Here is a 24,324-nt window from a genome sequence, read left to right on the forward strand (position 1 = left end):
TCCACCAGGACGTGCTCGACCACCTCCACATCCTCCTCAACTACCAGTGGGACTCCAAGGCGCTCCTCTCCCTCATCCTCGTCGGCCTGCCCGAACTCGACTCGCGCCTCGCGATGCGCCGCAACCGTAGCCTCACCTCCCGCCTCGCACGCCGGCTCGCCATCGACGCGCTTGGACCCGAGGACACCGCAGAGTATCTCCGCCTGCGTCTGAAGAACGCGGGCTGCGAGCGAGAACTCTTCGCCTCCGACGCCATGGCGATGCTCCACGAGGCCGCTTCCGGCGCCCACCGCGACATCGACCGGCTCGCGACCACGGCGCTTCGCGAGGCCGCGCGTCGCAAGAAGAAGCTCGTCGAGCGCGACGTACTCGCACGCGTGCTCGACACCGACTCCGCCGCTCTTTAGGCCACTCCCATCACCGGGCGCGCGCGCTGACGCTCGCGCTCGGTGATGCCCATCAATCAGGCGGCTCGCTCGTCCATCAACCAGCCCGCCTCGCAACACGCACCTATCCGGTCTGCATCGAGCTGCGCAGCAGCGGCAGAGAGCGCGGCCTGGAGCGAAAGCCCGGCAGTGACGCTGACTCCGCCCGGATCTGGACCACCGGGTATGCGAACCCTGTGGACCACTTCGAGTGAGGGTGACGCCCCATGCCCGCTTCGTCTTCCGCCTCGCTACTGGCGCTCATGTTGCTGATGGGAACGACGGCCAGAGCAGAGGCGCCTCCCCCGTCATGGAACGCGGGCGTGCGGCAACTGGAGTTGTCGGCGGAAGCCGGTGACAGCGAGCCTGAGGTGCCCATCAGCCCGGGGGTATCCACCACGCTGGCCTTCGACGCAGAGCTGCTACGGGACAAGGAGGGCAGGGACACGATGGTGCTGGAGAAGCGGGAGTCCTTTGCCCTCGTGGACGTGGGCCAGGCCACGCTCCGGCTCCTCCCCTCGGACGCGTTGAAGAGCGGAGAGCGGCTACGGCTCGTGGTGCGCTTCAAGGACGGTGCGGCCCCCGCAGGCGCGGCCTTCACCCTCGTGGTGCATCCAGCCCGTGCGGAGCGGCTGCTGGAGGTGTATCGCGCCACTCGTACCGCCGCGTCCTACCAGCGGGAGGCGAAGGAGGCGATGGCCGAGGCTCAGCGGTGCCATGAAGAGCTGGAGCGGGAGCGAACGGAGCGCGCAGGACCGGGGGGACTCACGGGGCTCATCGCCGCCGGGCAATTGGACAACATGGGGGTAGCGACCCGCCGACTCACCGAGGCTGTCACGAAGTCCCCCGGAAATGCACTCGTGACGCTGGAGGTCTACAGCTACCGGGCCGCCGGCCGGGTGGTGGTGACGCTGGTGATGGAGAACCCGCAAGGCGCGCGGCCCTGGTCGACTGCGGGCGCGATGCTGACGGACAGGACGGGCATGGAGCTGAAGGTCCTGCCGGTATGGCAACGAGGCTTCGTTGAAACGGACAGGACGCGGCAACACATCGTAGTGGAGGCACTGGCGACGCGGGAGGAGGCACAGGGCTCCTTCACCCTCAAGCTGTGGGAGGCGGGCATGGGGCGCACCGTCAGCCTGTCCGGGATTTCCTTCCCGTAAGGTGGCCCAGGTGTGCACCGGCGCGGCGCTCAGAGCTAAAGAGGTCAGAAGACCTCCGGGTGTCCGCACCGTTGCCGGTGCATGACACCCTCGTGCCGCCAGGTGCTGGCTGTCACGGGGCCACGCTGGCAGGAGGAGCCGACGTGCCCGCTTCTCTCTCCGGGGGTTCCGCCGCTCCACCCGCAGCCGTCTTCCTTGCGGCCTGCTTCGCCTGAGGCTTGCGCCTGGCCGTCCTGCCCGCGCGCCTCCTGGTGCCATGGGCGCCAGCTGTGTCGGGGGAAGACCGCGGCTCCAGCCGCACGTCATCGGCATCCCCCGGGAGCGGCTCCGGGCTGATCGCGTTGTGCGGTGCCCAGAGGTGGCGCGCGTCTTCCTCGCCCTGGATGACCCGGCGCAGCTGCTGGAGCCGGCCGTCCACGAGCACCAGGATGGCGACGATGGAGCGCGGGGCTTGCCGCTCTTCCGCTTCGCCAGGCATGTCGTGGTTGGCGAGCAGCTCGGCCAGGAGCTGGGCCCCGCGCAAGCCGTGGGCCAGGTTGGCCAGCTCCAGGTTGAGGCTCACCACCTTCTCCGCGTAGCGGGGGGCCGGGGTGTCGTCCTCGTTCTTCATGTGACCTCCAGGACGCACGCGCACGGCAGACCCGGAGGGCCCTGGTGGCGCGCATCGTGAGCGCGCCCGCAGGGCGCAGGTTGATGGGTGAGGTGCTTCAACGGAGGGTTCCGTCACAGCTCTTATACCGAGCACCGATGCGGACTTACCGTCTGCGTACCGCCGCCTCCGCGTCCACCGGTATTTCATCCTGCTGGATGGGAATGTGTGACTCGTCACCGGCGAGGTGCTGCTGTCGACGGAGCTGTCATACCTCTTGGAACACGCCAAGACCGGGCCGGGACGAGTTGCCGCGGCGCTTCGGCCAGGAGCCTCGTAACAAAGGGAAGACCGCCGTCTGGGCTATGCTCCCAATTTCGAGACGGTGACACGCTTTCCGGGGCGGGTGAGAAAGGCCGCAGCATGGCGTCCCCTCACTGGCCTGCGGCGCCTGGACAAGCCATGGCTGGACGGGATGCCCCGGCTCATCTTCGTCTCGGATATGTCGGACGCTCTTTCGCAGGTGGTGTCCTTCGAATACCTGGAGGACGAAATCATCAATGCGGTGGAGAGTCCTGCTGGCCGGCAGCACCACTGGTTGTGGCTCACCAAGCGCCCGGGGCGGATGAGAGAGTTCTCTCGCTGGCTTCGGAGGCCGTGGCCGGGCAACTTGTGGGCAGGCACGAGTATCACGGGCCGGCAGTCCCTCGGTCGCGTTCCCCCCTTGTTGGAGGTGGGCGACGAGCGGACCATTCGATTCCTTTCTATTGAGCCCCAGTGGGAGGCGCTTGACCTGGGGGAGTGGCTCGCGCGCCTCGATTGGATAATCCAGGGGGGCAGTCCGGGAAGGACGCTCCTGCTTTCGACCTCGCGTGGGTACGGGCGCTGCGCGATGCTTGCGTGAACGCAGGCGTCCCGTACTTCCTCAAGCAACTCGGCGCCAATGTCCGGGACGGCACTTCCATGCTCACATTTGGAGATCGGCACGGGGGTGACTGGGACGAGTGGCCAGAGGACCTCCGAGTCTGTCAACTCCCGTCGTTCTGACCTTACACGCTGGACTCAACTGCTCACCGCTATGGAGGGGGTTACCTGCCTTGGCAGATCCTGGCTCCGCTGCCCTCCGAGACGCAGTGGAGTTGGCGCGCGAAAAAGAACTACTCTTGCCCGCGGCCTTGTCCAAGCTGGGAGGCATTCTGTGAGCGCGGTGGCCGGGGCCCTCGCAGTCGCCCGCTCCACGCTGCACCGCCCCCTTTCCCCTCGGCAGCCCCGCCGCCTGGACGCCCAGGACGACGCCGAAGTTCTCGAGGAACCCCTGCGCCCGCGAAGCCATCGCCTTCCAGGCTGCTGCCCAGCCTCTCACCTCAGTCACTATTCAGAACCTCATGGCCGAGGCACTTGAGGCCTGCTTCCGTCTGGGCACCTCCAAGGCGCCTCACTCGGTGGAGTGGCTGTCCGACAACAGGCCGGTCGACACCGCCAAGGATACCCGGGACTTCGGCAGCAGCCTCGGCCTGCGAGTGTGCACCACGCCCTCGTACTCCCCCCAGAGCAACGGCATGGCCGAGGCCTTCGTGACGACCTTCAAGCGCGCCTACGTGTACGTCAACGAACTGCCCTCGGCCGCCCACATCCTGGCGCAGCTGTCGGCCTGGCTCGGGACTACAACCGCTGCCACCCGCACCGCAGGTTGAAGATGAAGTCACCCCACGAGTTCCGTACGGCTCAGGAGGCCCCGGAGGGGGGCAATTTTGCTGTCGCTCCACAGCTCGCTGGAGATTCATATGCGAGCAGGAACCTGGTTGGAGCCCGGTTGTCGGGGAGGGAGGCACCCAGGCGGGAGCTTGGTGCCCCAGCCGCAGCCTTCCCGCGCCCAACGTATCGGCGGTACATCGTGAACGTGCCGTTGGACACTGCCGCGAGGCTCGCGCACCCTTTCAGGGGCGATTTGGCGGGGCTGCTCCGGAAGCCATGGGGGCTTCTCGCCTGGAGCAACGATCCCGGCTTCTCCCCTACGACCGATCCGGATAGGGTCTGCCAAGGGTATTCGGGCGGACACCGCAAAGCATGAGAAACATGGGCGAATTGCTGCCGGGAACGGAAGTCAGGGCGCGGGGACTTCTTTGGGAAGTTGTGATCGTTGAGGCGGCCGGTGACCAGCAACGGTACCGGCTCCGCTGCATGGAGGGCGCGCTTCGGGGGAAGGAGATGGACTTTCTCGCGCCCTTCGAGCGCCTGGAGCCGAACTCGCGGGACTTGAACCCCGAACGTCCGGGCAGACTCAACCACTTCCGGCTCTACCATCAAGCGTTCCTGCTCGAGCAGGAGCTGGGGCCGGGGGCGCTGCTAAGTGCGCAGCCGGGCCGGCTGAGGCTCGCCCCCTACCAGCTCGTGCCGGTGATGCGGGCGCTCCGCCTTGCTCGCCCCCGGTTGCTCCTCGCGGATGGGGTCGGGCTCGGGAAGACGATCGAGGCGGGGCTGGTGATCTCCGAGCTGCTCGCCCGCCGGCGCGCGCACCGCATCCTCATCGTCTCCCCCGCCGGCCCGCTGCTCCGGCAGTGGCGCCAGGAGATGCGGGAACGCTTCGGGCTGCGCTTCCAGGTGCTCGACGCGGCGTCAATGCAGGAAATCCGCTACGCCACCGAGCAAGGGACCAATCCCTTCGACCACGTCGCGCTCGGGCTCATCTCCATCGACTTCGCCAAGCAGGAGAAGGTCCTCAAGGATCTGGAGCGCTCGCACTTCGATCTGGTGGTGATTGACGAAGCTCACCACTGCGCGCGGCTCGGCACGGTGGGGGACTTCGAGGACTCGCAGCGGCGAAAGCTCTCGGAACTCCTCGCGCGGCAGTCGGACGGGCTGCTCCTCCTCTCCGCGACACCGCACGACGGGTTCGACAGCCACTTCGCCTCACTGGTAGAGTTGCTCGACCCCTCGCTTTGTACGGGCAATGGGGGGCTGCGCGGTGAGCGGTGGAGGGCGCACGTGGTGCGCCGCCTCAAGGGGCATCTCCGGGATCCGAAGACGGGTGAGGAGCTCTTCCCCGAGCGCAAGGTGCTGCCCATCCCGGTGAAGCCCGAGGAGAAGAAGCGCACGCAGTATGCTCAGCTCCAGCGCTCGCTCCTGGAGCTCGTCTCCCCCCACCTCAAGTCGGCGCTCAAACAACGGCGCTACGGCGATGTGCTGGCGTTCATCGCGCTGCTCAAGCGGAGCGTCTCCACCGTGGCCGCATGCCTGGAGACCCTGAAGGTGATCCACGAGCGCTTCCAGGAGCTCATCGATCGCGGTGGAGAGGCGGCGGATGCGCGGAAGGAGCGGCTCCGGACCCTGCGCGACTACCGCCGCCGCCTGGAGCGCTACGGGGTACTCTCCTTCGAAGAGGAACAGGACCAGGCGCTGCTCGAGGCGGAGGACATGGCCGCGGAGCTGCTCGAGCGGGAGATCGTCGACCTCACCGCGGGCACGCGGGTGGCGCGGCGCAAGCTCGAGCGCGAGGCTGAGGTGCGTGCGGGCCTGGAGCGGCTCATCGGGCTGGCCGAGGCGGCGCTGGGCGAGGACCCGAAGCTCGATGCCCTGGTGGCGCAGCTCGCAGAGATCCGTGAAGCCGAGCCGGACGCCAACGTGCTCGTCTATACCGAGTACGCGGACAGCCAGCGCGCGGTGGGAGTGGCCCTGGAGGCGGCGAAGAAGCGAAAGAAGCTGGCGGGCGAGGTGCTCCTCCTCAGCGGCGCGGACTCCGACGATCAGCGGGCGGCGATCACCGAGCGCTTCCGCACCGAAGGCTCGCTGGTGCTGGTGAGCACGGACGCCACGAGCGAGGGGTTGAACCTCCACGCTCGTTGCCACCACCTCCTCCACCTCGAGCTGCCCTACAACCCGAACCGGCTCGAACAGCGCAACGGCCGCATCGATCGTTTCGGGCAGAAGCACACGCCGAGCGTCCGCTACCTCTACCTGGACGCGACCTTCGAGCACCGGCTCCTGATGCGGCTCATCGCCAAGTACGAGCGCCAGCGCCGGGCGCTCTCCTTCGTGCCCAATACGCTCGGCGTCCTCAGCTCGGAGTCGGACCGGCTCACCGGAAGCCTGCTGGCCGGGCTCTCCGAGGAGAGCGAACAGCTCTTTTCCCACTCCCAGGAGATCCGATTCGGCGAGGAGGAGGAGGACCTGTCCTCGCCCGCATACCGGGAGCTCCTCGACGAGATCGACAAGGCGTTCAGCGGTTTTGCGAAGGCGGCGAAGACAGCGGACTGGCTGGGGCGCGAGGGCGTGGGCGCTTCGCAGAACCTCGTCGACGAGGCGGAGGCGGCGCGGAACGAGGCGGAGCGCGCGGGGCTCGGCGGACTCGATGCGTTCGTGCAGGACGCACTGCTTCTGGAGTCCGGCGACCCGAGCGTGGTGAAGACCCCGGAGAAGGACGTGGTGACGCTCTCACTCCCGCCATCGTGGGCGGCGGGCCTCGAGGAGGTGCCAGGCATCGATGAAGATGGGCGGACGCTGCGGCTGACGACCGATGCAGAGCGGCAGGCGGACGGGGAGGGACGACCGTTGGGCTTCATCGGCCGCGCGCACCCCATCGTGCGGCGGGCGCTCGACCGGGTGCGGAACTCGCAGTTTGGCAGCCGCGATGGGAGCGAGGACCGGCGGGTGAGCGTAACTGTGGCGGATGTGCCCGAGCCGACCCTACTGCTCACTTTCCTCGGTCGCGTGGAGAGCGCGCAAGGCCGCGAGCTGGAGCGCGTGGTCGCGGTTCGTATCGGCGCCTCCAACTTGCAGGCGCTGGACGAGTCGCGCGAGTGGCTGCGGTGGCTCGATGACAAGGCCGCGGTGAGCGGGAAGAATGTGTGGAAGTCCCGTTTCGAGGCGTGGGCGCCAGCACGGATCGCTGCGGCCCGCGACGAGGCGGTGGAGCGGTTCGCCGGGTTCGCGCGCACGTGGGAGCACGGCTATCGCGAGGCGCTCGATGGTGAGCGGTTGGAACTGGACGCCTGGCTGCGGACGCGCGCGGAGGAGCTGACTGGGAAGGTGCGCGCGACGCAGGCCACCTTGTTCGAGGTGCGCGAGGAGTCCTCCGGCTGGCGGGCCGAGCAGGAGCCGACGGCGCGGCTGTCCGGGTTTGCCACCGACGCCTCTCAACCGATCAAGGTGCGGCGCGAAGCGGAGGTGGTGCTCGGGCTTCACAAGAAGCGCCGCGAGCAACTCGAACGGCGCGGCACGCTCTCCGAGCCGAAGGTGACCGCGTTGGGGATGTTGATGCTTCTTCCGAAGGGCGAGGCCTAATCCGATGCCGCTGGTACTGCCGGATTGTTCCTTCTTCGGGCCAGCGCTGCCCGAGCAGTTCGTGAAGTCCTCGCTGGAGGCGCAGCTCAAGAAGGCAAAGGTTCTTCCAAAGACCACTGGCCCGGAGGGCAAGGCGCTCGAGAAGTCATGGGAGGTCTACCGCCGCAAGCTTCGTTCCTTGGGTGAGCAGGGCGGGGCGCTGCGAGTGCAGAACCACGTGCTGGAGCCGCTGCGCGAGCGGCTCGGGTACGCGCGCATCACCCCGCAGGAGACCGTCCGTACCCGCGAGGGAGACGAGCCGGGCGGCGTCATCTTCGAGACCGAGGACGGCGGCACACGGCTGCGGGCGTGGGCGGTGGACGTGGACACCGACTTGGACGCACCGAGCCGGCGTGGACGGGCGTTCCGCTTCAGTCCCTCGCAGATCGCCCAGCGGGTGCTCCTGGCCAAGGGCGAGCGGCTGGGGCTGCTCACCGACGGGCTCGAACTGCGCCTGCTGGTCTGTGATCCGGTCCGCACCGAGAGCCATGTGATGGTGCGGCTCGATTCCACCAATGGGTGGCGGAAAAGCGGCAAGGGGGTACCGGATTCGTACCGGCTGGTGCTCGCGCTCTCGGGCCCCGCTGGGCTGGCGAAGCTGCCCGAGTTCCTCGATGCGGCACGGCTTAGCCAGGCGAAGGTCACCGAGAAGCTGCGGGAGCAGGCGCGGCGCGCGGTCGAGGGATTCGTCCAAGAGGTGCTCGACCAGCCCGGGAACGTCGCGCTGCTGGCGGGGCGGCCTCATGACGCGCTCGCGCTGGATCTGTGGCACGAGGGATTGCTGGTCGTCTATCGGCTCCTCTTCATTCTCAAGCTGGAGGCGGAGGCGGATCCGTCGCGGGCGTTCAGCTTCGCGTCGCAGAGCCTCTGGCGGAACTCTTTCTCCCCGAATACCGCGCTCGGTCCGTACGCAGAGGACGTGTTGGCAAGGAATAGCGACACCGGGCGGCTCCTGGAGGATGGGCTGCGGACTTTGTTCCGGCTGTTCCAGCAGGGGCTCTCTTCTAGTGAGCTCAAGGTCAGCCCGCTGGGCGGCATGCTCTTTGGCGAAGAGAGCACTCCGCTGCTCGACGGGCTCGCGTGGGGCGAGCGCGGGGTGGCGATTCTTCTCGACCGGCTCTTGTGGACCGTGAGTGACGGAAAGACTCAGCGTCAACGCGTGCACTATGGCGCGCTGGACGTGGAGGATCTTGGGCGCGTGTACGAGGCGCTCCTGGAACTTGAGCCGGGTATTGCTACCGAGGACATGGTCCGACTGAAGCGCGACAAGCTGGAGGTCGTGCTGCGCCGTTCGGCCGCCGAGGCGGCGTTGAAGCCTGCGGGAGAAGGCACGAAGAAGAAGTCGAAGATCGAGCGCATCGAGGACGTGAAGGCGGGCCGCTTCTTTCTTCGCGTGGGATTGGGGAGAAAGTCGACCGGCGCGTACTACACGCCGACGCCATTCGTGCGGTTCCTCGTGCAGGAGGCGCTCGAGGAGGAAGTTGAACGGCGAAGCCCGACGAGCAACCCGAACCCGGCGGCATTGCTCGAACTCAAGGTGCTCGATCCCGCCATGGGCAGCGGGCACTTCCTCGTCGAGGTGTGCCGGTACCTGGGGACCAAGCTCTATGAAGCGTGCCGACTCTGCGACGAGCGCGCGGTGGGCGCGGAGGAGCGAGCGGCGAAGGCCCGGGCGGCGCTGGCAGTGGCCGAGGAGGGCGTGGAGAAGGCGCGGAACGAGAAAGAGCGCCTGTCCGCGCAAGCACAGCGCGCCGATGCCGCGGCGCGGTACGCGAGCGCGGCGGCGGAAGCAGTCGAGCTGCGCAAGCGGGTGGAGATCCTCCCCGACCCGAACAATGAGTTGCTTGCGTACCTCCCCAGCCGGGTGGTGGAGGGCGATGAGCCGGGCGTGTCCGCGGCGAATGCGCTGGCCCTGTGCCGGAGGCTCGTGGCGGTGCACTGCCTGTACGGCGTAGACAAAAACCTGCTCGCGGTGGAGCTGGCCAAGGTGTCCCTGTGGCTGGAGTCGTACGCGGAGGGCTTGCCGCTGACGTTCCTCGATCACCGGTTGGTGCGCGGCGACTCGGTGATGGCACCGGACTTCGGCCGGCTGTTGGCCACCCCAGGAACGGGGACGCAGGTCTCGCAGTTGTTGCGGCCGGATGTCGTGGGAAGTCTGCAGGCTGCCTTCAACCGTGCGCTGGAGCATGTTCGCGAGCTGGAGGCGAGTGTCGGTAAGGACGTGGCGGACGTCCTCCAGAAGCAGCAGGCCAAGGCACGGCTCGATGCGGCGCTGCAGCCGTTCCGGGTGCTCGCCCATGCGTGGGCGGGCGGTGCCATGCTTGGCGCTCAGTCGGATGACGCGGGCTACGAGGCCCTGGTGGAGGCCGTGGCTGAGGGGCGGGACACGGCGAGCGCGGTGTCCACGCATCCAGCGCTCGCGCGGATGCTGGAACTGGGACGGTCGGCATTGGCGTACGAGTTGGAGTTCCCAGAGGTGTTCTTCCCGACCGGGCGGACTGACGAGCGCCGCGGGTTCGATGCAGTCGTGGGGAATCCGCCATGGGACGCGGTTCAGCCAAAGGCAAAGGAGTTCTTCGCCGCGTTTGACCTGCGAATCCTTGATGCACCCACGCGGTTGGAGCGCTCCGAGATCGAGGCACGGCTGACTGCTGACGCCGAGGTGAAGGCAGCGTACGAAAAGTACCTCGCGGTTTTTTTCAGGCTTAAGTCGCTGATATCGCGGGCATATACGCACGTGTGCAAAACAGCGGCAGGAAGGCCCAGCGGAGCGGTCATTGATCTCTGGCAGGTGTTCGCGGAGCGCATGATCGGGCTACTTCGCCGAGACGGACGCGCAGGTGTATTGCTTCCTTCTGCATTCCACGCGAATGAGAGCGCGACTGGCATTCGTGAGCTGTATCTGACGAATACCCTGAAGTCCTGCTTCTCTTTCGAGAACGCACGAAAACTCTTTTCTATCCATTCCAGCTTCAAGTTCGCAACGGTGGTGGCGGAGAAGAGCGAAACACCGACCCGCGAATTCGAGTGTGCGTTCTACCTCCGCGACTTGGACTGGCTGACAAACCAGGAGCCACCGCTCAGGTACTCGCTGGCATTCGTGAAGAAGACCGGCAGCGAGTATTTCAGCTTCCTCGAATTGCGATCGCCGAAGGATGCAGAGGTGGCCGAATCTGCATTCCGGAGGGCAACGCTTCTGGGGGAGCGCTTTGAACGCTTGGGCATTCGGTGCGGCGAAGAAATGCACATGTCGAAGTCAGCGAAGCGATTTACCGCTGCGACGCGTGTGCTAGACGCTGAGGATTCGCGAAATCCCGCGATACACGCTCGGCTTGTGGCGCAGGGCTACCTTCCTCTCCACGAGGGTAAGACCTTCCACCAATACGATGATCGCTGGGAGGAGCCGCCGCGATATCTCGTCGCGAGGGAAAAGGTGGCGGACAAGCCGACGTGGCTTTCGCGTTCTCGGTTTTACCGCCTCGCTTTTCGGGACATTGCCAGATCCACGGACGAGCGAACCGGCATCTTCTGTCTGCTACCCCCTGGGTTTCTGTTTGGCAACACAGCTCCGGTGGAGAGGGAGCCGCAAATACGTCCCAATGCGAAGGCTCTTGCCTCAATCGGCGCCGTGAATTCGTTTTCGTTCGATTGGGTGCTGCGAACCAAGAGTGCGGCACACGTCAACTTCTTCATTCTCAGTGGCTGTCCGGTTCCAGTGGTAGCCCCAGTGGCGGAGCGCTTCCTCGCCCACGGCGCGTTGCGGCTCTCCTGCAACCACGATGGCTATCTCGCTCTTTGGCGGGAGCAGGTCGGCGATGCATGGCGGGAGAAGGGGAACGTGCCGCTCGTATTCCCGGCGGTGGGCGGCCCAGATGATCGTTGGGCCATCCGCGTGGCCATCGACGCCATCGTAGCCCACGGCTACGGGCTCTCCCGAGGCCAGTACGAGCACGTCCTCGCGAGCTTCCCGCATACCAGCTACGCATGCGCACCGGAGCAGTGCCTCGCCGCGTACGACGAACTGGCTGCGCTGGGGCTCGAAGCTTTCTGCCAGAAGTATGATCCCTACTTCGACATTCCGCTGAACGAGGACCTCCCCAAACCACTCCTCGACTTCCCAGAACTGCGCGGGGTGAACCTCGACGCGCTGGAAGTCGAAGCGGAAGCAGAGAACGACGAAGACGAAGCGGAAGACTCGGAAGACGAGGACGAACCCGAAGACGCCTGAGAAGCCCATGCCCCTTCATCCCATCGAGGTTGTCGACAACGTCCTCTCCGAGTATCGCGAGCACCTCATCACCGAGTTCCGCGCGCGCGACGACGGACTTCGCAACGCCCTGCTCGCCGAACTGGACAAGGCAAAGTTCCTCGCTCAGGAGCCGTTCTTCCAGACGCACCGGCCGTTCAAGGCGGGCAAGCGGTGGGTGGAGCTTGGGCTGGACCCGGCGCTGGCAGAGGTGATGGTCCAGCGCTCTGGCTCGGAGCACGCGTACCTCCACCAGAGCGATGCGCTCGAGCACCTCCTCAAGCCCCAGCCGACGCCGCTGGTCGTCACCACCGGCACGGGCTCGGGCAAGACGGAGTGTTTCCTCCTCCCCGTCATCCAGAACGCGCTGCGTGACGCGAGCGCACTGGCCCAGGCACCAGGGCTTACCGCGATCCTCGTGTACCCGATGAACGCGCTTGCCAATGATCAGGAGGAGCGCATCCGGGAGTACCTCAGGGCGTCGAAAAATCTCCACATCCGGGTCGCCAAGTACGACCGCTCCACCGACGAGACCGAGCGAGAGGCCATGCGCAATGCGCCTCCGCAGATCCTCCTGACGAACTACATGATGCTCGAGTACCTGCTCGTGCGTCCGAAGGACCGGGCGGCGCTCTTCGCCAACCACCGGTGCCGGTTCGTGGTACTGGATGAAGTTCACTCCTACCGCGGCGCGCTGGGGGCGAACATCGCGCTCCTCTTGCGCAGGCTCGCGGCGCATCTGCGCGCGGCCCGGCAGGACCTTTACCTCAACGCGTCAGCCAGCGTGCGCTCCCCCTCGCTGGTGCCGGTGGGCACGTCCGCAACGATCAAGAGCATCGACGAGGCCGCCGCTGGCGAGCGGTCGGCAGCGGAGCTCAAGGCACTGCGGGATGCCGCGGTCAGCGACTTCTTCTCGCGGCTGGCGGGCGTGGACGCGAAGTCTATCCGAGTGCTCGGCGAGGAGCTGCGCGACGTGACGATCCCGCCCGAGGCAGCCTGGCCGGCCAAGCCGGTGGTCATCCGGCCGCCGAAGACGACGGATGGAGAGGCGGTGTCCGAGGCGCTTGCAGCGTTGGCGGGTGCGCCGCAGGGGACGGACCTTCAGACCGCGGCACGCAAGGCCGCCATCCTGTGGAAGCTGGGCGAGTTACTGGCGCGAAAGCCGCTCTCGGTCTCCGCGCTGTGCGAGGCGATCCGGGAGTCGGTGCCAGAGCGCCGGGACGCGGATCCGGACGAGCTCGCCCAGGAAGTGACCGCGGCGCTGACTGTGGGGGCCGCGCTGCCCGATGGGACGCCGGGCGCGCTTCGGCTTCGGACCCACCGCTTCCTCCGAGGTGGGTGGCGGTTCCACCGGTGCATCGATCCTGTCTGCGGCAAGCTGGTGGCGCTGGGCGAAGGAGTATGCGCCTGCGGCAAGCCCACCGCGCCGCTCCACCTGTGCCGGAGCTGTGGCGCGCACGTGCTTGCCTTCGCCGGGCCCGAGAATCCCGAGCATGGCCCGCTGAAGGTTTCCATCGGTCCCGATGAAGAGCGGATCGAGTGGTACCTGTACGACCGTGACCGGCTGGATGTCGCCGGAGATGACGGGTCGCTGAACTTCATCGAGAAGGAGATGAAGGACCGTCAGGTCCTGGTTGGCTCCTTCGATCCCACGAGCCTGGCCTTCAAGCGCGATGACACGCTGCGCGTTCGAGTGGTGCTGGCGCCCTCGGCGGCGAGCTGCTTGGTCTGTGGTGCCCGTGCGGGTGGCGCGGGCCGTATCCTCTCCGCGGTCTCCCTTGGGACGTCCGCCGCGGTTCGAGTGGTGTGCGAAGGGCTTGTGGAGGCGCTCGGCGATCAGAACAAGGGGCGGCCAGGGCACGATGGGAAGGAGCGGTTGCTCATCTTCGCCGACAGTCGCCAGGACGCCGCCCACCAAGCCCGCTACATCACCTACTCCGCCCGCTACGACCGGATGCGCCGCCGGCTGGTGCGGATCGTAGAGAAGGGGCAGGTACCGCTCTCCGAGGCGATCCACCGGCTGCTCGTGCAGGGAGTGGAGGAGCGGGACAATCCTCACACCCTTCAGTACGACGATGCGGAGTTCCTGCCCACCGCCGCTCGCGAGCGCGCACGGCCGTGGGAAGAGGCACCGCTGCTCGACGATCTCGCCGTTAGCGCGAGCTACCGGGCGACGGTCTTCAACCTGGGCCTGGTGGGCGTGCGCTACGAGAAGCTGGCCGAGTGGGTGAAGAAGCGCGGGGAGCCCCTGTTGAGCGGGCTGAGGCTCTCCACCCAGGCGTTGACGCACTTGAGCCGGTGCATCCTGGACGAATTCCGCCTCCAGCGCGCGCTGTCGCGGCCCATGCTCCAGTTCCACCCGGAGTCGCCGAGCTGCCCGCCCGACTTCCGAGACGCGGCGGATTGGGAGCGCCGCATAAAGCTGCCTCACGGCTATGCGTGCGACGAAGCGGGAAGGCCGGTGGCGTGGCTCGACGAAGCGGAGACCGAGCGCGGCGTACGCAGGCTGAACTTCGCGCGCCGCGAAGGCGTGGGGGGAGGCTCCCCTCGGATCTGGCGGCAGTTCCAGCGGCTCGTCCGCGCGCAAGGTGGCATTCGTGAAGCCGAGCCAGCCGATCTGCTGGCGGCGGTGGCGATGCTCATGCCGCAGTTCATCCAGCCGGTGGCGCTGCACGGCTTCAAGGCCCAGATGCGCCTGCTTCAGCTCAATGCCGATGCCGTGGTGCTCGACAGGGTCAAGATGCAGGACCGGTACCGGTGTGAGCGCTGCTTGCACCGGATGTACTACGCCTGGGAGGGCGCTCCCTGCCCGAACTGCGAGGGGAGCGCCGAGCGGTGGCTGGACGAGGAGGCCATTGGGCAGAGCCGCTACGCGAAGCGGCTCCTTAAGGAGCACCTGATGCCCCTGCGCGCTGCGGAGCACACCGCGCAGATCACGGGAACCGCCCGCGCGAAGCTGGAGGAGGACTTCAAGGGGCCGCCGAGCGATTCCAAGCTCAACGTGTTGGCCTGCTCGCCGACGCTGGAGATGGGTATTGACGTCGGTGCGCTGGACGGCGTGCTCATGCGGAATGTGCCGCCGCGGCCGGACAACTACGCGCAGCGGGGCGGGCGCGCGGGAAGACGAAGCCGGGTAGGCGTGGTCGTCTCCTACGCACGCAACACGCCGCACGACCTGTACTTCTACGACCGCCCGGCGGAGATGATCTCGGGCGAAGTGCCCGCGCCTCCACTGTCATTGGGGAACCGTAACGTGCTCGTGCGACATCTGAACGCCATCGCGCTCGGATCGGCGGCGCCGGGGCTCCAGGGACGAATGGCGGAGTACGTCACCTTCAACGCGGAACTCGTGAAGGAGAACATCGAGGAGTTGCTTGCTGCGTTCGAGGCGCAGAAACCGCATGCGGTGAAGATGGCGATGGACGCGTGGGGGGAGGAGATCCTCGGGCCAGCGGGGCTGTTCTCCGAGGCGAAGCTGCGTGAGGAACTCGACAGGCAGAGCGCTCGTATCCGGGAGTTGTTCGAGCGCGTCCGGCTGCAGATCGCCACGCTGGACAAGGTGATGGAGCAGTGGCGCCAGACGGGGCAGGGGGACCGGGCAGCCTTCAACGCCAGCGACCTGAAGCGGAAGATCCTCGGCATTCCCAACGAACGGCAGAAGGGGAAGGACAAGGACGCGGACGACCGCAGCGCCGGTCACCCGATGCGGCGCTTCGCGGAGTTCGGCATCCTGCCTGGATACGAGTTTCCAAGCGAGCCGGCCACACTGCGCTTGCTTCAGGACCAGGACTCGGAGGAGACGATCAGCGTCGTGCGGCGTTTCGGGCTGGCGCAGTACCAGCCGGAAGCCATCGCCCATGCGCGCGGGCACCGGTGGAGGGTGGTGGGGCTCGACACGTCCTCGCCGTGGAACCCTAAGTCCGAGTACCCGAGCTGGGAGTACCGGCTGTGCGGGCGATGCCATCATCGCTTTGGGCAGGATGAGGTGCGGTGCGTCCGGTGTGGTGAGCTACCTAAGACCCAGGCGCTGCCGTCATGGGAATTCGGCGGGTTCCTCGCGGTGCGCCACGATGCGCCGGTGCTGGAGGAGGAGGAGCGCTTCGCGATGGGAAGCCTGGTGAAGTGCTTCCCACAGTGGAACGGGACGATGGTGTCCGCGTGGAGCCTGCCGACCGGGTTCCGTGCCGAGCTGCGCCAGGGCGAGTCGGTGCGATGGCTCAACGAGTCCAGGCCCCCTTCGGAGGAAGAGCGACGGAGCGGGATGCTGCTCCATGACTCGGCGCGGGGCTTCCCGCTTTGCCCTACCTGCGGGCGCATGCTCAAGCCCGAGCCGCCGGAGAAAAAGAAGAAGGGAACGAAGAAGCCAAAGAAGGAGGGGGAGGAGGACAAGTACGGGCACGCGAAGGCCTGCGATCGGCTGGGACAGTCGCCCAGGCCCGTGGCAATCACCGCCGCTACCGACTGCACCACACTTCGGATTCACGTGGCGTTGCCGGAAGAGATGTCTCCGCGCGAGTTCTCCCGGTGGGGACGGTCGCTGGGGTACGCGCTGCGCACTGGCATGCGGCAACTCTACCTGCTGGACGGCCCGGAGATTGAAATCGAACTCGAAGAGCCATGGGGCGAGGAGGACGAGGCGTCTGCCTGGCAGCACGCCGCGTTGACGTTCATCGACCCGGCCGTGGGCGGCAGTGGGTTTCTCGAGCGCGCGGGGAGCGAGTTCCACTTGGTGGCAGCCATGGCGCTCGAGCACTTAAAGCACGAGGGATGCGAGACCGCGTGCTACCGGTGCCTCAAGAGCTACCAGAACCAGCGGTACCATGCAGATCTCAATTGGCCATCGATTGTTCCCGACCTGGAAGCTTTGGCAGCGACTCCCCCCGAGGCTGCAGCAGTTCAACAATTTGATCCTACGCCATGGCTCGCAGCGTATGCGGCAGGAGTGGGCTCGCCGCTGGAGTTGGAGTTCCTCCGAGCGTTCGAGAAGGCCGGGCTGGACGTCGAGAAGCAAGTCCCGGTAGCTGCGAGTCCGGGGGAGCCTCCAATCTCCACTGCGGATTTCGTACTCACCGGCACCAGGGTGGCGATCTATGTGGATTCCGCATCATTTCATGTCGGGGATCGACTGCGACGCGACCACTTCATTCGCTCACGGCTGGCGAAGGGCTCAAACGCGTGGCACGTTGTCCCACTGCGGGCTGCAGACCTCAAAGAAATCGATGTAGTCATCGAGCGGCTACGATCCCTCGGCGCTGCCAACCGAGCTGCCTCCTGACATGACCCAGACCGAGTCGCCCAACTCGGCAGTCAGGATGGCGCTGCGATCAGTCTCCTCCATGGCTTTGCCCATCTGCCCCCGGCTCGTCTTCTCCTGTGGGGGTTAGGTTGCGAGGCTCTGGAGGGCCTGGGTCGTCTCCGTGCGGCTGTGGATGTGCGTCGGAATTCCGTTCAGCGAGTGGATGCCTGCGAGGGTCCCCTCGTGCCAGCTCCAGACATGGATGGCCGTCTGGTCCTCCGGCGAGATGGTCACAGGTACCTCGGGGTCTGCGAGCCGGGCGAGCATCTTCGCCAGCGTGCGGCGCCTCTCCACGTCGAGCGTGCGGTCGAGCAGGTGGACTTGCTGGACTGCGGCTCGTACCAGCGCGGCACGTGGCATGGCTGCGAGCGGGTGGCGCGCGACAAAGCGGTCGAGTCGGTCCCGCGTCACGCGCACTTGCCGCTGCGCCTTGGACACGGGCTCGGAACTGGTCGTGACCTGCAGTGTCGTGAACTTCGCCTCTGAGACGGCGAGCTGAAAGCCCCCGTCGCGCTCGGCGAGCACCAGGAGGTCGGCAAGGATGCCGGTCCCACCGAGTAGATGTTGGTGCTGGTCGAGTGAGAGCACGAGGGTTCCTGGCACGTTCACCTGGGATTGGGTGAGGAGGAGCCCGAGGAGTCCCTCGAGAGCCACCTGAGAGGAGCATAGGGCCTGCAGTGCGAGCCCCGGAGCGATGCTCCGAGCTCGGGCCAGGAGCGACCTTCCCGAACAAGGCAGGTTCCCGAGCAAGGTCCGAACTGCTCGTTCAAGGGAGGCTGCGCACTCTTCCTGCCGCTCCTGGCCAAGGCTCACCGCGACGTGCACCGGCCGCCCGCCTTCCAGGCGCGACGCGAAGTCGAGCAGGGTGGTGACGTTCTCGCATGCCTGTACCGCACGGTATGCTGGGTAGCGGGATACCAGCACCAGCCAACGTCCGCGGCGCTGCTCATCGCGCAGGATCGGTCCCACGGCTTCCGGATCGAAGCTGAACATCTCGAGCCGCGGGGCCTTATGGCCGCATGTGCGGGCTACCGCTTGACTCACAGCCAGAGAGAGCTGATCCGGTCGCTCCGAAAGAATCACCTGGTAGTCCACGGTCTCAGGCCGAGGCTCGTGGAAGAAGAGGCGGGTGTCCCAGGCGTTCGTTGTGGCCTCGGAAGGGCTGGCTTCACCCAAGCGGGCCGAGAACGCTGCCACGCGGTCTGCCAGCAGTAGCGAGAGATGCATCTCTGCACTAGGGGCGTCTGTCCTCACGCGCCTGAACCGGCGCTGTGGGCTTGCCCCCTCGGGACCGGGTTCATAAGCGAGCAGGCCATCACCACTGCTCAGCGCCCCCGTCTCGAACGCAGTCAGCGTTCGGCTGGGGAGGGGGGTTACCAGGTCGAGGTTTGCCCGGAGGCTCGCTGTCTCGGCGCTCGTGCCGAAGAGGCCCCATGCCCAGCGACCGTCCGTATCGCCATGCACTCGGACCTGAATGCGGTCAGCCGCCGCGGGGAAGAGCCGCGCGAAGCGGTTCACCACTTCCCGTGTAGCGCGCAGACCCAACGCCCTGGCATCTGTGCCTCGCTCTTCACGCAGGGGCGCATAGACCGCGTGACCGGAAACCCAGCCGTCGAATACGAGCGGCTCCTCCGGCCGGTAGCCGTAAGCATGCTGGGGTTCGGGCAGCTCCCACCCCGCGAGTGCATCTTTGAGGTCCTCGTGAGCGGATGATGGCCAGGTCCGGCGCCATAGGGCCTCAATGACCTGTGTGAGCAGGACGTCTGACAGCACCCGGAGGCGGAGTACCAAGGGGTGATGCGGACTGAGCACAAGCCGCTCCATGATCGCCCCGCGCACCAGTCGCCAAGTTTCGGTCTCGAGCAGGCGCCGTGCCTCATCGATGCCCATGTTGGGGGTGGAGGCGGTAGGGGGAGGGAGAACCTTCAGCTGCTGCCCGAGCGACTGGGCCAGTACCAAATCGCCGGCGACCACGGCCGCCATCATGGCCTCTTGGAGTCGAGCCTTCTCTTCCAGCAGTTGCTCAGCACTTCTGCTGGCGGCCTGTTCCACCTGGCCTTGCCACGCCTCGACGAGGCGCTTGGCGGCGTCCCCGGTCGGAGCGATCAGGTCAAGGACTTCGGGGAATCTGGAGGGCTCAGCCGGGTTGACGCCGAGATCCCGGACGTACTCGCCCCAGGCCGTGTTCAGCGCGTCGGAACTGGGCCCGGCCTTCGACGTCAGCCGGGAACTCAGCCGCAGGAGGGCCATACCTGAAGGTGCCCGAAATCCGTCGTCCAACTGCAGTTCTCTCGATCGGAGGACCGTCTCCACAGTGCCCCGCCGCACCTCGCGGTCGGCAGCGGTCCACTGCACGAGCACTGTTCCCAGTCGCTGCATCTTGTTGCCCACGAGCCGGGAGACCTCGAAGGAGAGTGAGTCCTGCTCGCGCAGCGCAAGCTCGTCCTCTGTGACGTCAGGGTCCTCGCAGGCCTCGCGGACCTTGTCGCGTAGCCACGCGCGCAAGGCCTGGGGGAGTGATGAGTCGACCGTGAACTGGGCCTGGATCGCGGGGTCCTCCCTCAGCGCCAGCCCGAGGCGAGTAGCCGAAGCCGCCTCGTCGGCGGCGGTCTCCTCGGAGGTGTGTTCCGCCAGTAGCCTCGCCAGCCCGAGCAGCAGCGTAGGAGCAATGGTCTCGTCCGGCGACTCCTTACGATCGATGGCCATCCACCGCTCGGACAGCGTGCGCAAGCGTTCGGGCACCACGTCTGGCAGTTGGACGCCCTCCAGCAAGCGCTTCCAGTTCTCAGGTAGGGCTTGCCCCGTGCTACTGCCGAGCTCGTTCAGCGCTGACACGAGGATCTGCCGACCCGCCGCTGACGCCTGGGCATCCCGCACGAGGGGCTCGCACGCGGCGTCACCGCCCGCGACGACCGCCCCTAGCTCGCGCACCGTGTCCATCGCCAGCTTTTCGACCGGGTTGTCCCGCGCCTCGCGGCGGCCTCTCGCGATGAGCAGACCGGCCAAGCCCATTGAGCGGCTGCGACGATTACGAGGGTCCTCGTAGAACATCCACTCGACCTGCTCAAGCGCCCCAGGGGTGTGTTCACGGCAGAAACTCTCCAGGGCCTCTGCAGCGGCCTCTTGTCCCCCCGTGCTCGACAACCGGACCCCCCCTTTGAGAACCAGCGCCTCCAGTTGTTCCCGGAGTGTGCGCTTGCCTGCAAGGGTATCGCTGAGGGCACCGGCGTCTGCTGCCCACTGGAAGTTCTCGAGCAGCATCTCCTCCAGGTGCTCGCCCCAGCGTCGTTCCCCCGTGCGTGCGGGCGAAAGGGGCCTCTCCTTCGGATCGGTGGTCACCCCGAGCACCGAAGCCAGGGCGGGGAGGGTGAACAGGCCTAGCTCGGGAAGGGAGTTGCCGAGCCGGCTGAGCAGCAGCCCGGCACGCTGTTCCGGCGGACATCCCGCCCACTCTGCATCGGGCACCTGGCAACGATGGAGGAAGTTGCCCCAGCGCTCAAGGTTGTCCACGAGTCTGAGCGCGCGGTCGCGGCGCCGTGGGCCGAGCCGGAGAGCCGTACGGAGGCCATCCCAGGCCGCGCCGAGGTGCTCCTTCAGGCGGGTCCGTGTCTGCAGGTCCCATGCATCGGCGGCCTGCATGCAGCGTGTCCGGATCGCCGCCTCTAGTGGCAGCTCGAATTGGGGGTCCACGAGAAGATCTGCAACGTCGTACTGGGCAATGTCGCGCAAGGACTGCGCGTTGCGGTCCGCCGCTGCCGATCCCTCCTCCCACAGGAGCACGTAGCCGATACAGGCATCCGAGGGCACGTCCGCGGGGCGGCCATGGCGCAGTTTCACCGCGTCCGGCGCCGAGGACTCGCGCACGTACCATCGTATCTTACCCCCGGGTTCCGCATCGAGGTGCTGTTGAAGCTGCGGCCTGAGCGAGGCTGGCGCGCACACCAGCCGGAAGTTACGCCGTCCCTCGCTGCCGGCTCCCACCCGCAGGCGCAGCCAGCGCGCGAGGGTGTCTGCCATCCAGTCTGCACGTTCCGCGTCAGTCCACATTGAGCACCGCCGAAGCATCGGAGTAGCGCCGCACCAACCGTAGCTCGTCCAGCCTGCGCTCGAGGAGGGCCCGGTTGCGCCGTGCCGCCTCATCCCCGGGCAACAGCCGCAACACTGGGCGGAGCGACTCGGCCTTGAGTGCCGTCCGGACCGATTGTCGCTCGGTGGTGAGGATCAGACCGTACCGGCTGAAGACGTCGTCGAGGAGTGCGTCCACGCCGCGCGCTTCCTCCTCTTGGGACTGCACCGTGTCGGAAGGGCGATGCACGTGGAGCCGCACGAGCAGCTCAAGGAGCCGGTCGTCGAGCTGGTAGCGCTTGCGGGCGCGGTATACGTCGGGCCCCACGAGGCCCGCTGCGCGTCCGGTCCCGCGCAGGAAGTCCTTCACCTTTGTCGCCACTCCGGACTGCGTCTCGAAAGCCTCCACGAGCGCGTCCACCAGCTCCTGCTCCGGGTGATCTACTGCGCCTTGCGCCTTATCGCGAACAGCCTTCTGGAAGCGATCGTTCGCGGAGCGCCCACCCCTGATGCTTGCCACGGCCCAGCGGGCGAAGTCTGAGGGCCGGTCGAGGCTGGCGTACTCGCTGTTCTCGCTACGGGCTCGTGTCAGGGCCTGCTTCGCGACCTCTCGCAGCGCGAAGTGCGCCCGGTCGCCCCAAAAGCCGTACATGTTGTAGGCGGCGCGCGCGCAGGCCCGGTCCATTTCCTGGCCGGACACCGCCACGAACACCACCGCTGGCTGCCCGTGGTGCCACAGCCGCCAGAGCAGCGCAACGTGCAGGTGCAGGCAAGTGAGCGCGGTCATGGTGTCGAGCTGCTCGTCCACGCCCAGGTGAGCCGATGCCTTGAGCCATGCCTTCCAGTCCTGCGTAACCGTGGTCTTGACCCAGCGCTCCAACCCCGGATCTTCGCCGTGCTTGAGGAGTTCCCCCAACCGGGACTCCACGGCCTCGTCGTGTGGTACGGAGGTGCACAGAGGAGCGAGCGCGAGCGCGAGTGGGTGGCGCGTGCGCCATGTGCCCACTCGCTCCGTGAGATGCCTGCGTACTTCGGTGTCGGACCACAGGACGTCCATCACTGTCCTGCCTAGCTCTCGGAAGACGTTGCCGACGCGCTCATGCGTAATGAGCTCGGGCATCAGTGGCCGGAACGTCTTGGGCAACCCGTCTCGTCCGCGCTGCACCACGAGGTTTGCGTCGAGCACCGCGCGCAGCCGTTCGAGCGCCTCGCCATGCTCCTCAGCGCTATAGTCCTGAATGAGCGTCGGCGCGCTCTCCTTCTTCCAAAGCGAGCGGACGCGGTTCACGTCGCCGCGCACTCGCACCAACCGTGCAATCGCATCCGCCAGGATGTCCTCGGGCGCAAAGGTCTGTGCCTGCTGTAGCCCGAGCCTGCGTTGGAGGGTCTCGGTGAGGTTCTCGATTTGAGGAGGGGGCATCAGGTCACTCGTGGCCTTCGAACCGTAGCTTGTTGCCCGCGCTGGACAGCCGCCACGCACGGTCTCCGCTGCGGAGCACGATGCGGGTCTTATCGGCGGAGATCATAGATGTCATCTGTGCGTGGAATCGTGCGAGCTGTCGGCGGTGGGTCCCAAGCGCGGGGATGAAGGAGAAGCCAGCGTTGACCTCCAAGAGCATCATCACCAACCGTGCGTCCAAGCGGAGCCGCGCTAGGCGATCCGACCGCGGCTGGTGCTCCGGCCAGGCTCTGCACTCAAGGTCGGATGGGCAAGACTCCAGCCAGGCGCTGACGAGGGCTGGGAGCACAGGGCCCTTGGCCAGTTCCACCTTAAATGGGGTGCCAAGCGCGAGCTCAAGCGATGCCCGCTGGGGGTCCCGGAACGCCGCCGGCTCCAATTGGTGTCCGGAAATGGCCTCCGACATATCCGTGGTGTGCCGGTGGAGACGGTTCACCCCCCGCATCACGGTTCTCAGCAGTTCCTCGTCGCTGTTCTTGAGAGCTGCTTCCTCCAGGTACTGGAGCGCTCTGGCCCAGGTGGGGGCAGTCTGTCCCGACACGGTGCCCGCCGGTGCCGTAGAGCGAGAGAAGATTGCCCGCCGTCGCAGAGCGCGGAAGGTCTCAATGGATTCTCGGACGCCGGGCACCTGAAGTGCTCTCCTGTCAAAATCGGAGAGGCTGGAGTTGTCGCGGAGCAGCGTCTCGATGTCCCTGTCCCGCGACGGCTCTGCCTCAAATGCGGAGTCAGCGGGGGCTAGTGAGCGGGCGATGGGCTCTGGGCGGAGGCCGCCTCGGGGCTCTCGCTGGAAGAACAGCCAGAAGAAGCGGTCCGTGAGCTGGGGGGACCGTCCCTCAATGTCCCTACAACGCAGCCCGCCGGTGAGCGTGAACGCCAGGACCGCCTGCAGCCTCCGGAACGGGAGGCGCTGCCCGGCGTAGTGCGCGAAAGTGAGGACATCCGTCATGGCCTGGGCAACCGACTGTTCCCTTACCGACTGGATGTTGGCGAGGATGGGGCAGCTCGCGCGCACCTTGCAGCCGCTGCATGCTGGGCTGTCTTCCCAGAATGCGCTCCGGGACCAGATCTGGAGGAGGCCTGGCGTTACAGTCCTCACATGCATCCGGTGCCGGAAGTTGACCACCGCGACGCGCTCTTCACGCATCGCGCTGTCGAGCTGGTCGGCCGTGCTGCGGTCGATCCACGAGCGGAGCGAGGGTTCGATGAGCTTGTCCCACAGGGTGGCTAGGTCCGCGGAGCGCTGCAACTGGCGGAGGCGCCCCTCGTTGATGGCGATAAGGAGGCGCCGACGCTCTTTACGGCACCGGGAGATTGACTCGAGCAGCTGTTCCTCGGGAACCTCGCTAGCGTCTTTGATGACGGTCCAGGCATTGATGGTGTCGATGGGTTCCAGCGGGCGCTCGATCCCCTCAGCGCGGGCAAGGTCCATGCACGCCGCAGTCTTCCCATCACCGGCGTCTCCTGTGAGGAACACCAGATCGACAGGGAAGTCGTCCCGCCTCATCGCCTCCACGAGGACGGACATCTGGGTCTGGACCCGCAGCGTCTGCTCGGTGGGGAACCAGGGATGAATTTGCCGGATGCGCTGCAGACTCTCAGCCCGGTTCTCCTCGACGTAGTTGGGACTGGACTCCGCGTCCTGTGTACGCAGGGAGTTGAGGTAGTCGACAAAAGGATTCACGGCCGGTTCCTTCCCGGACTCAAGAGGTCTGGCGGACTGCGCTGGCGCTCTCCGAGAGCTTCGCAGGAGTTCCGCCAGCTT

At 66.7% G+C, this 24,324-nt stretch carries 10 protein-coding genes and 1 pseudogene; 7 read left to right on the forward strand and 4 right to left on the reverse strand.

What is annotated here, in order from left to right:
• Together FL311_RS03285 and FL311_RS03290 are read left to right on the forward strand one after the other, a co-directional pair.
• The coding region (locus FL311_RS03285; RefSeq protein ID WP_305036138.1) for a hypothetical protein at positions 1–407 on the forward strand (407 nt) is incomplete at its 5' end.
• A 281-nt stretch (positions 408–688) separates the two neighbouring features.
• Positions 689–1,588: a DUF2381 family protein gene (locus tag FL311_RS03290; RefSeq protein ID WP_228556648.1), complete on the forward strand. Its 900-nt coding sequence runs from the start codon at positions 689–691 to the stop codon at positions 1,586–1,588.
• 112 nt (positions 1,589–1,700) lie between these two features.
• Here the strand turns inward: FL311_RS03290 and FL311_RS03295 are convergent, their stop codons facing one another.
• Positions 1,701–2,198: a hypothetical protein gene (locus tag FL311_RS03295; RefSeq protein WP_141323403.1), complete on the reverse strand. Its 498-nt coding sequence runs from the start codon at positions 2,196–2,198 to the stop codon at positions 1,701–1,703.
• A 385-nt stretch (positions 2,199–2,583) separates the two neighbouring features.
• On the opposite strand from FL311_RS03295, the pseudogene FL311_RS46240 reads away from it, so the two are divergent.
• From FL311_RS46240 to FL311_RS03320, 5 genes and pseudogenes are all read left to right on the forward strand, one after another.
• Positions 2,584–3,224, forward strand: a pseudogene (locus FL311_RS46240) (DUF5131 family protein).
• Positions 3,225–3,562: 338 nt separating this feature from the next.
• On the forward strand, positions 3,563–3,871 hold the full coding sequence (locus FL311_RS03305; protein WP_141323406.1) for a DDE-type integrase/transposase/recombinase: 309 nt from the start codon (positions 3,563–3,565) through the stop codon (positions 3,869–3,871).
• 514 nt (positions 3,872–4,385) lie between these two features.
• Entirely contained in the window at positions 4,386–7,457 is a 3,072-nt protein-coding gene (locus tag FL311_RS03310) for a helicase-related protein (RefSeq protein ID WP_228556646.1), read from the forward strand.
• Positions 7,458–7,461: 4 nt separating this feature from the next.
• Complete coding sequence (locus FL311_RS03315) at positions 7,462–11,724, forward strand: hypothetical protein (protein ID WP_141323408.1); 4,263 nt, start codon at positions 7,462–7,464, stop codon at positions 11,722–11,724.
• 7 nt (positions 11,725–11,731) lie between these two features.
• On the forward strand, positions 11,732–17,017 hold the full coding sequence (locus tag FL311_RS03320; RefSeq protein ID WP_141323409.1) for a DEAD/DEAH box helicase: 5,286 nt from the start codon (positions 11,732–11,734) through the stop codon (positions 17,015–17,017).
• 105 nt (positions 17,018–17,122) lie between these two features.
• Here the strand turns inward: FL311_RS03320 and FL311_RS03325 are convergent, their stop codons facing one another.
• From FL311_RS03325 to FL311_RS03335, 3 genes are read right to left on the reverse strand one after another with little or no spacing between them, the layout of a single operon-like run.
• Positions 17,123–21,055: a hypothetical protein gene (locus tag FL311_RS03325; RefSeq protein WP_141323410.1), complete on the reverse strand. Its 3,933-nt coding sequence runs from the start codon at positions 21,053–21,055 to the stop codon at positions 17,123–17,125.
• A gap of 19 nt (positions 21,056–21,074) precedes the next feature.
• Entirely contained in the window at positions 21,075–22,523 is a 1,449-nt protein-coding gene (locus FL311_RS03330) for a hypothetical protein (protein WP_141323411.1), read from the reverse strand.
• Positions 22,524–22,527: 4 nt separating this feature from the next.
• Positions 22,528–24,243 (reverse strand): hypothetical protein, encoded by a 1,716-nt coding sequence (locus FL311_RS03335; RefSeq protein ID WP_141323412.1) that lies wholly within the window; start codon positions 24,241–24,243, stop codon positions 22,528–22,530.
• Between the last annotated feature and the right edge of the window lie 81 nt (positions 24,244–24,324).

The sequence above is a fragment of the Myxococcus sp. AB025B genome (genome assembly GCF_006518215.1).
Classification (GTDB): domain Bacteria; phylum Myxococcota; class Myxococcia; order Myxococcales; family Myxococcaceae; genus Myxococcus; species Myxococcus fulvus.

Coding starts and splice junctions, on each gene's coding strand:
- FL311_RS03290 (WP_228556648.1), top strand. CDS start 689: ATGTTGCTGATGGGAACGACGGCCAGAGCAGAGGCGCCTCCCCCGTCA.
- FL311_RS03295 (WP_141323403.1), bottom strand. CDS start 2,198: ATGAAGAACGAGGACGACACCCCGGCCCCCCGCTACGCGGAGAAGGTG.
- FL311_RS03305 (WP_141323406.1), top strand. CDS start 3,563: ATGGCCGAGGCACTTGAGGCCTGCTTCCGTCTGGGCACCTCCAAGGCG.
- FL311_RS03310 (WP_228556646.1), top strand. CDS start 4,386: ATGGACTTTCTCGCGCCCTTCGAGCGCCTGGAGCCGAACTCGCGGGAC.
- FL311_RS03315 (WP_141323408.1), top strand. CDS start 7,462: ATGCCGCTGGTACTGCCGGATTGTTCCTTCTTCGGGCCAGCGCTGCCC.
- FL311_RS03320 (WP_141323409.1), top strand. CDS start 11,732: ATGCCCCTTCATCCCATCGAGGTTGTCGACAACGTCCTCTCCGAGTAT.
- FL311_RS03325 (WP_141323410.1), bottom strand. CDS start 21,055: ATGGCAGACACCCTCGCGCGCTGGCTGCGCCTGCGGGTGGGAGCCGGC.
- FL311_RS03330 (WP_141323411.1), bottom strand. CDS start 22,523: ATGCCCCCTCCTCAAATCGAGAACCTCACCGAGACCCTCCAACGCAGG.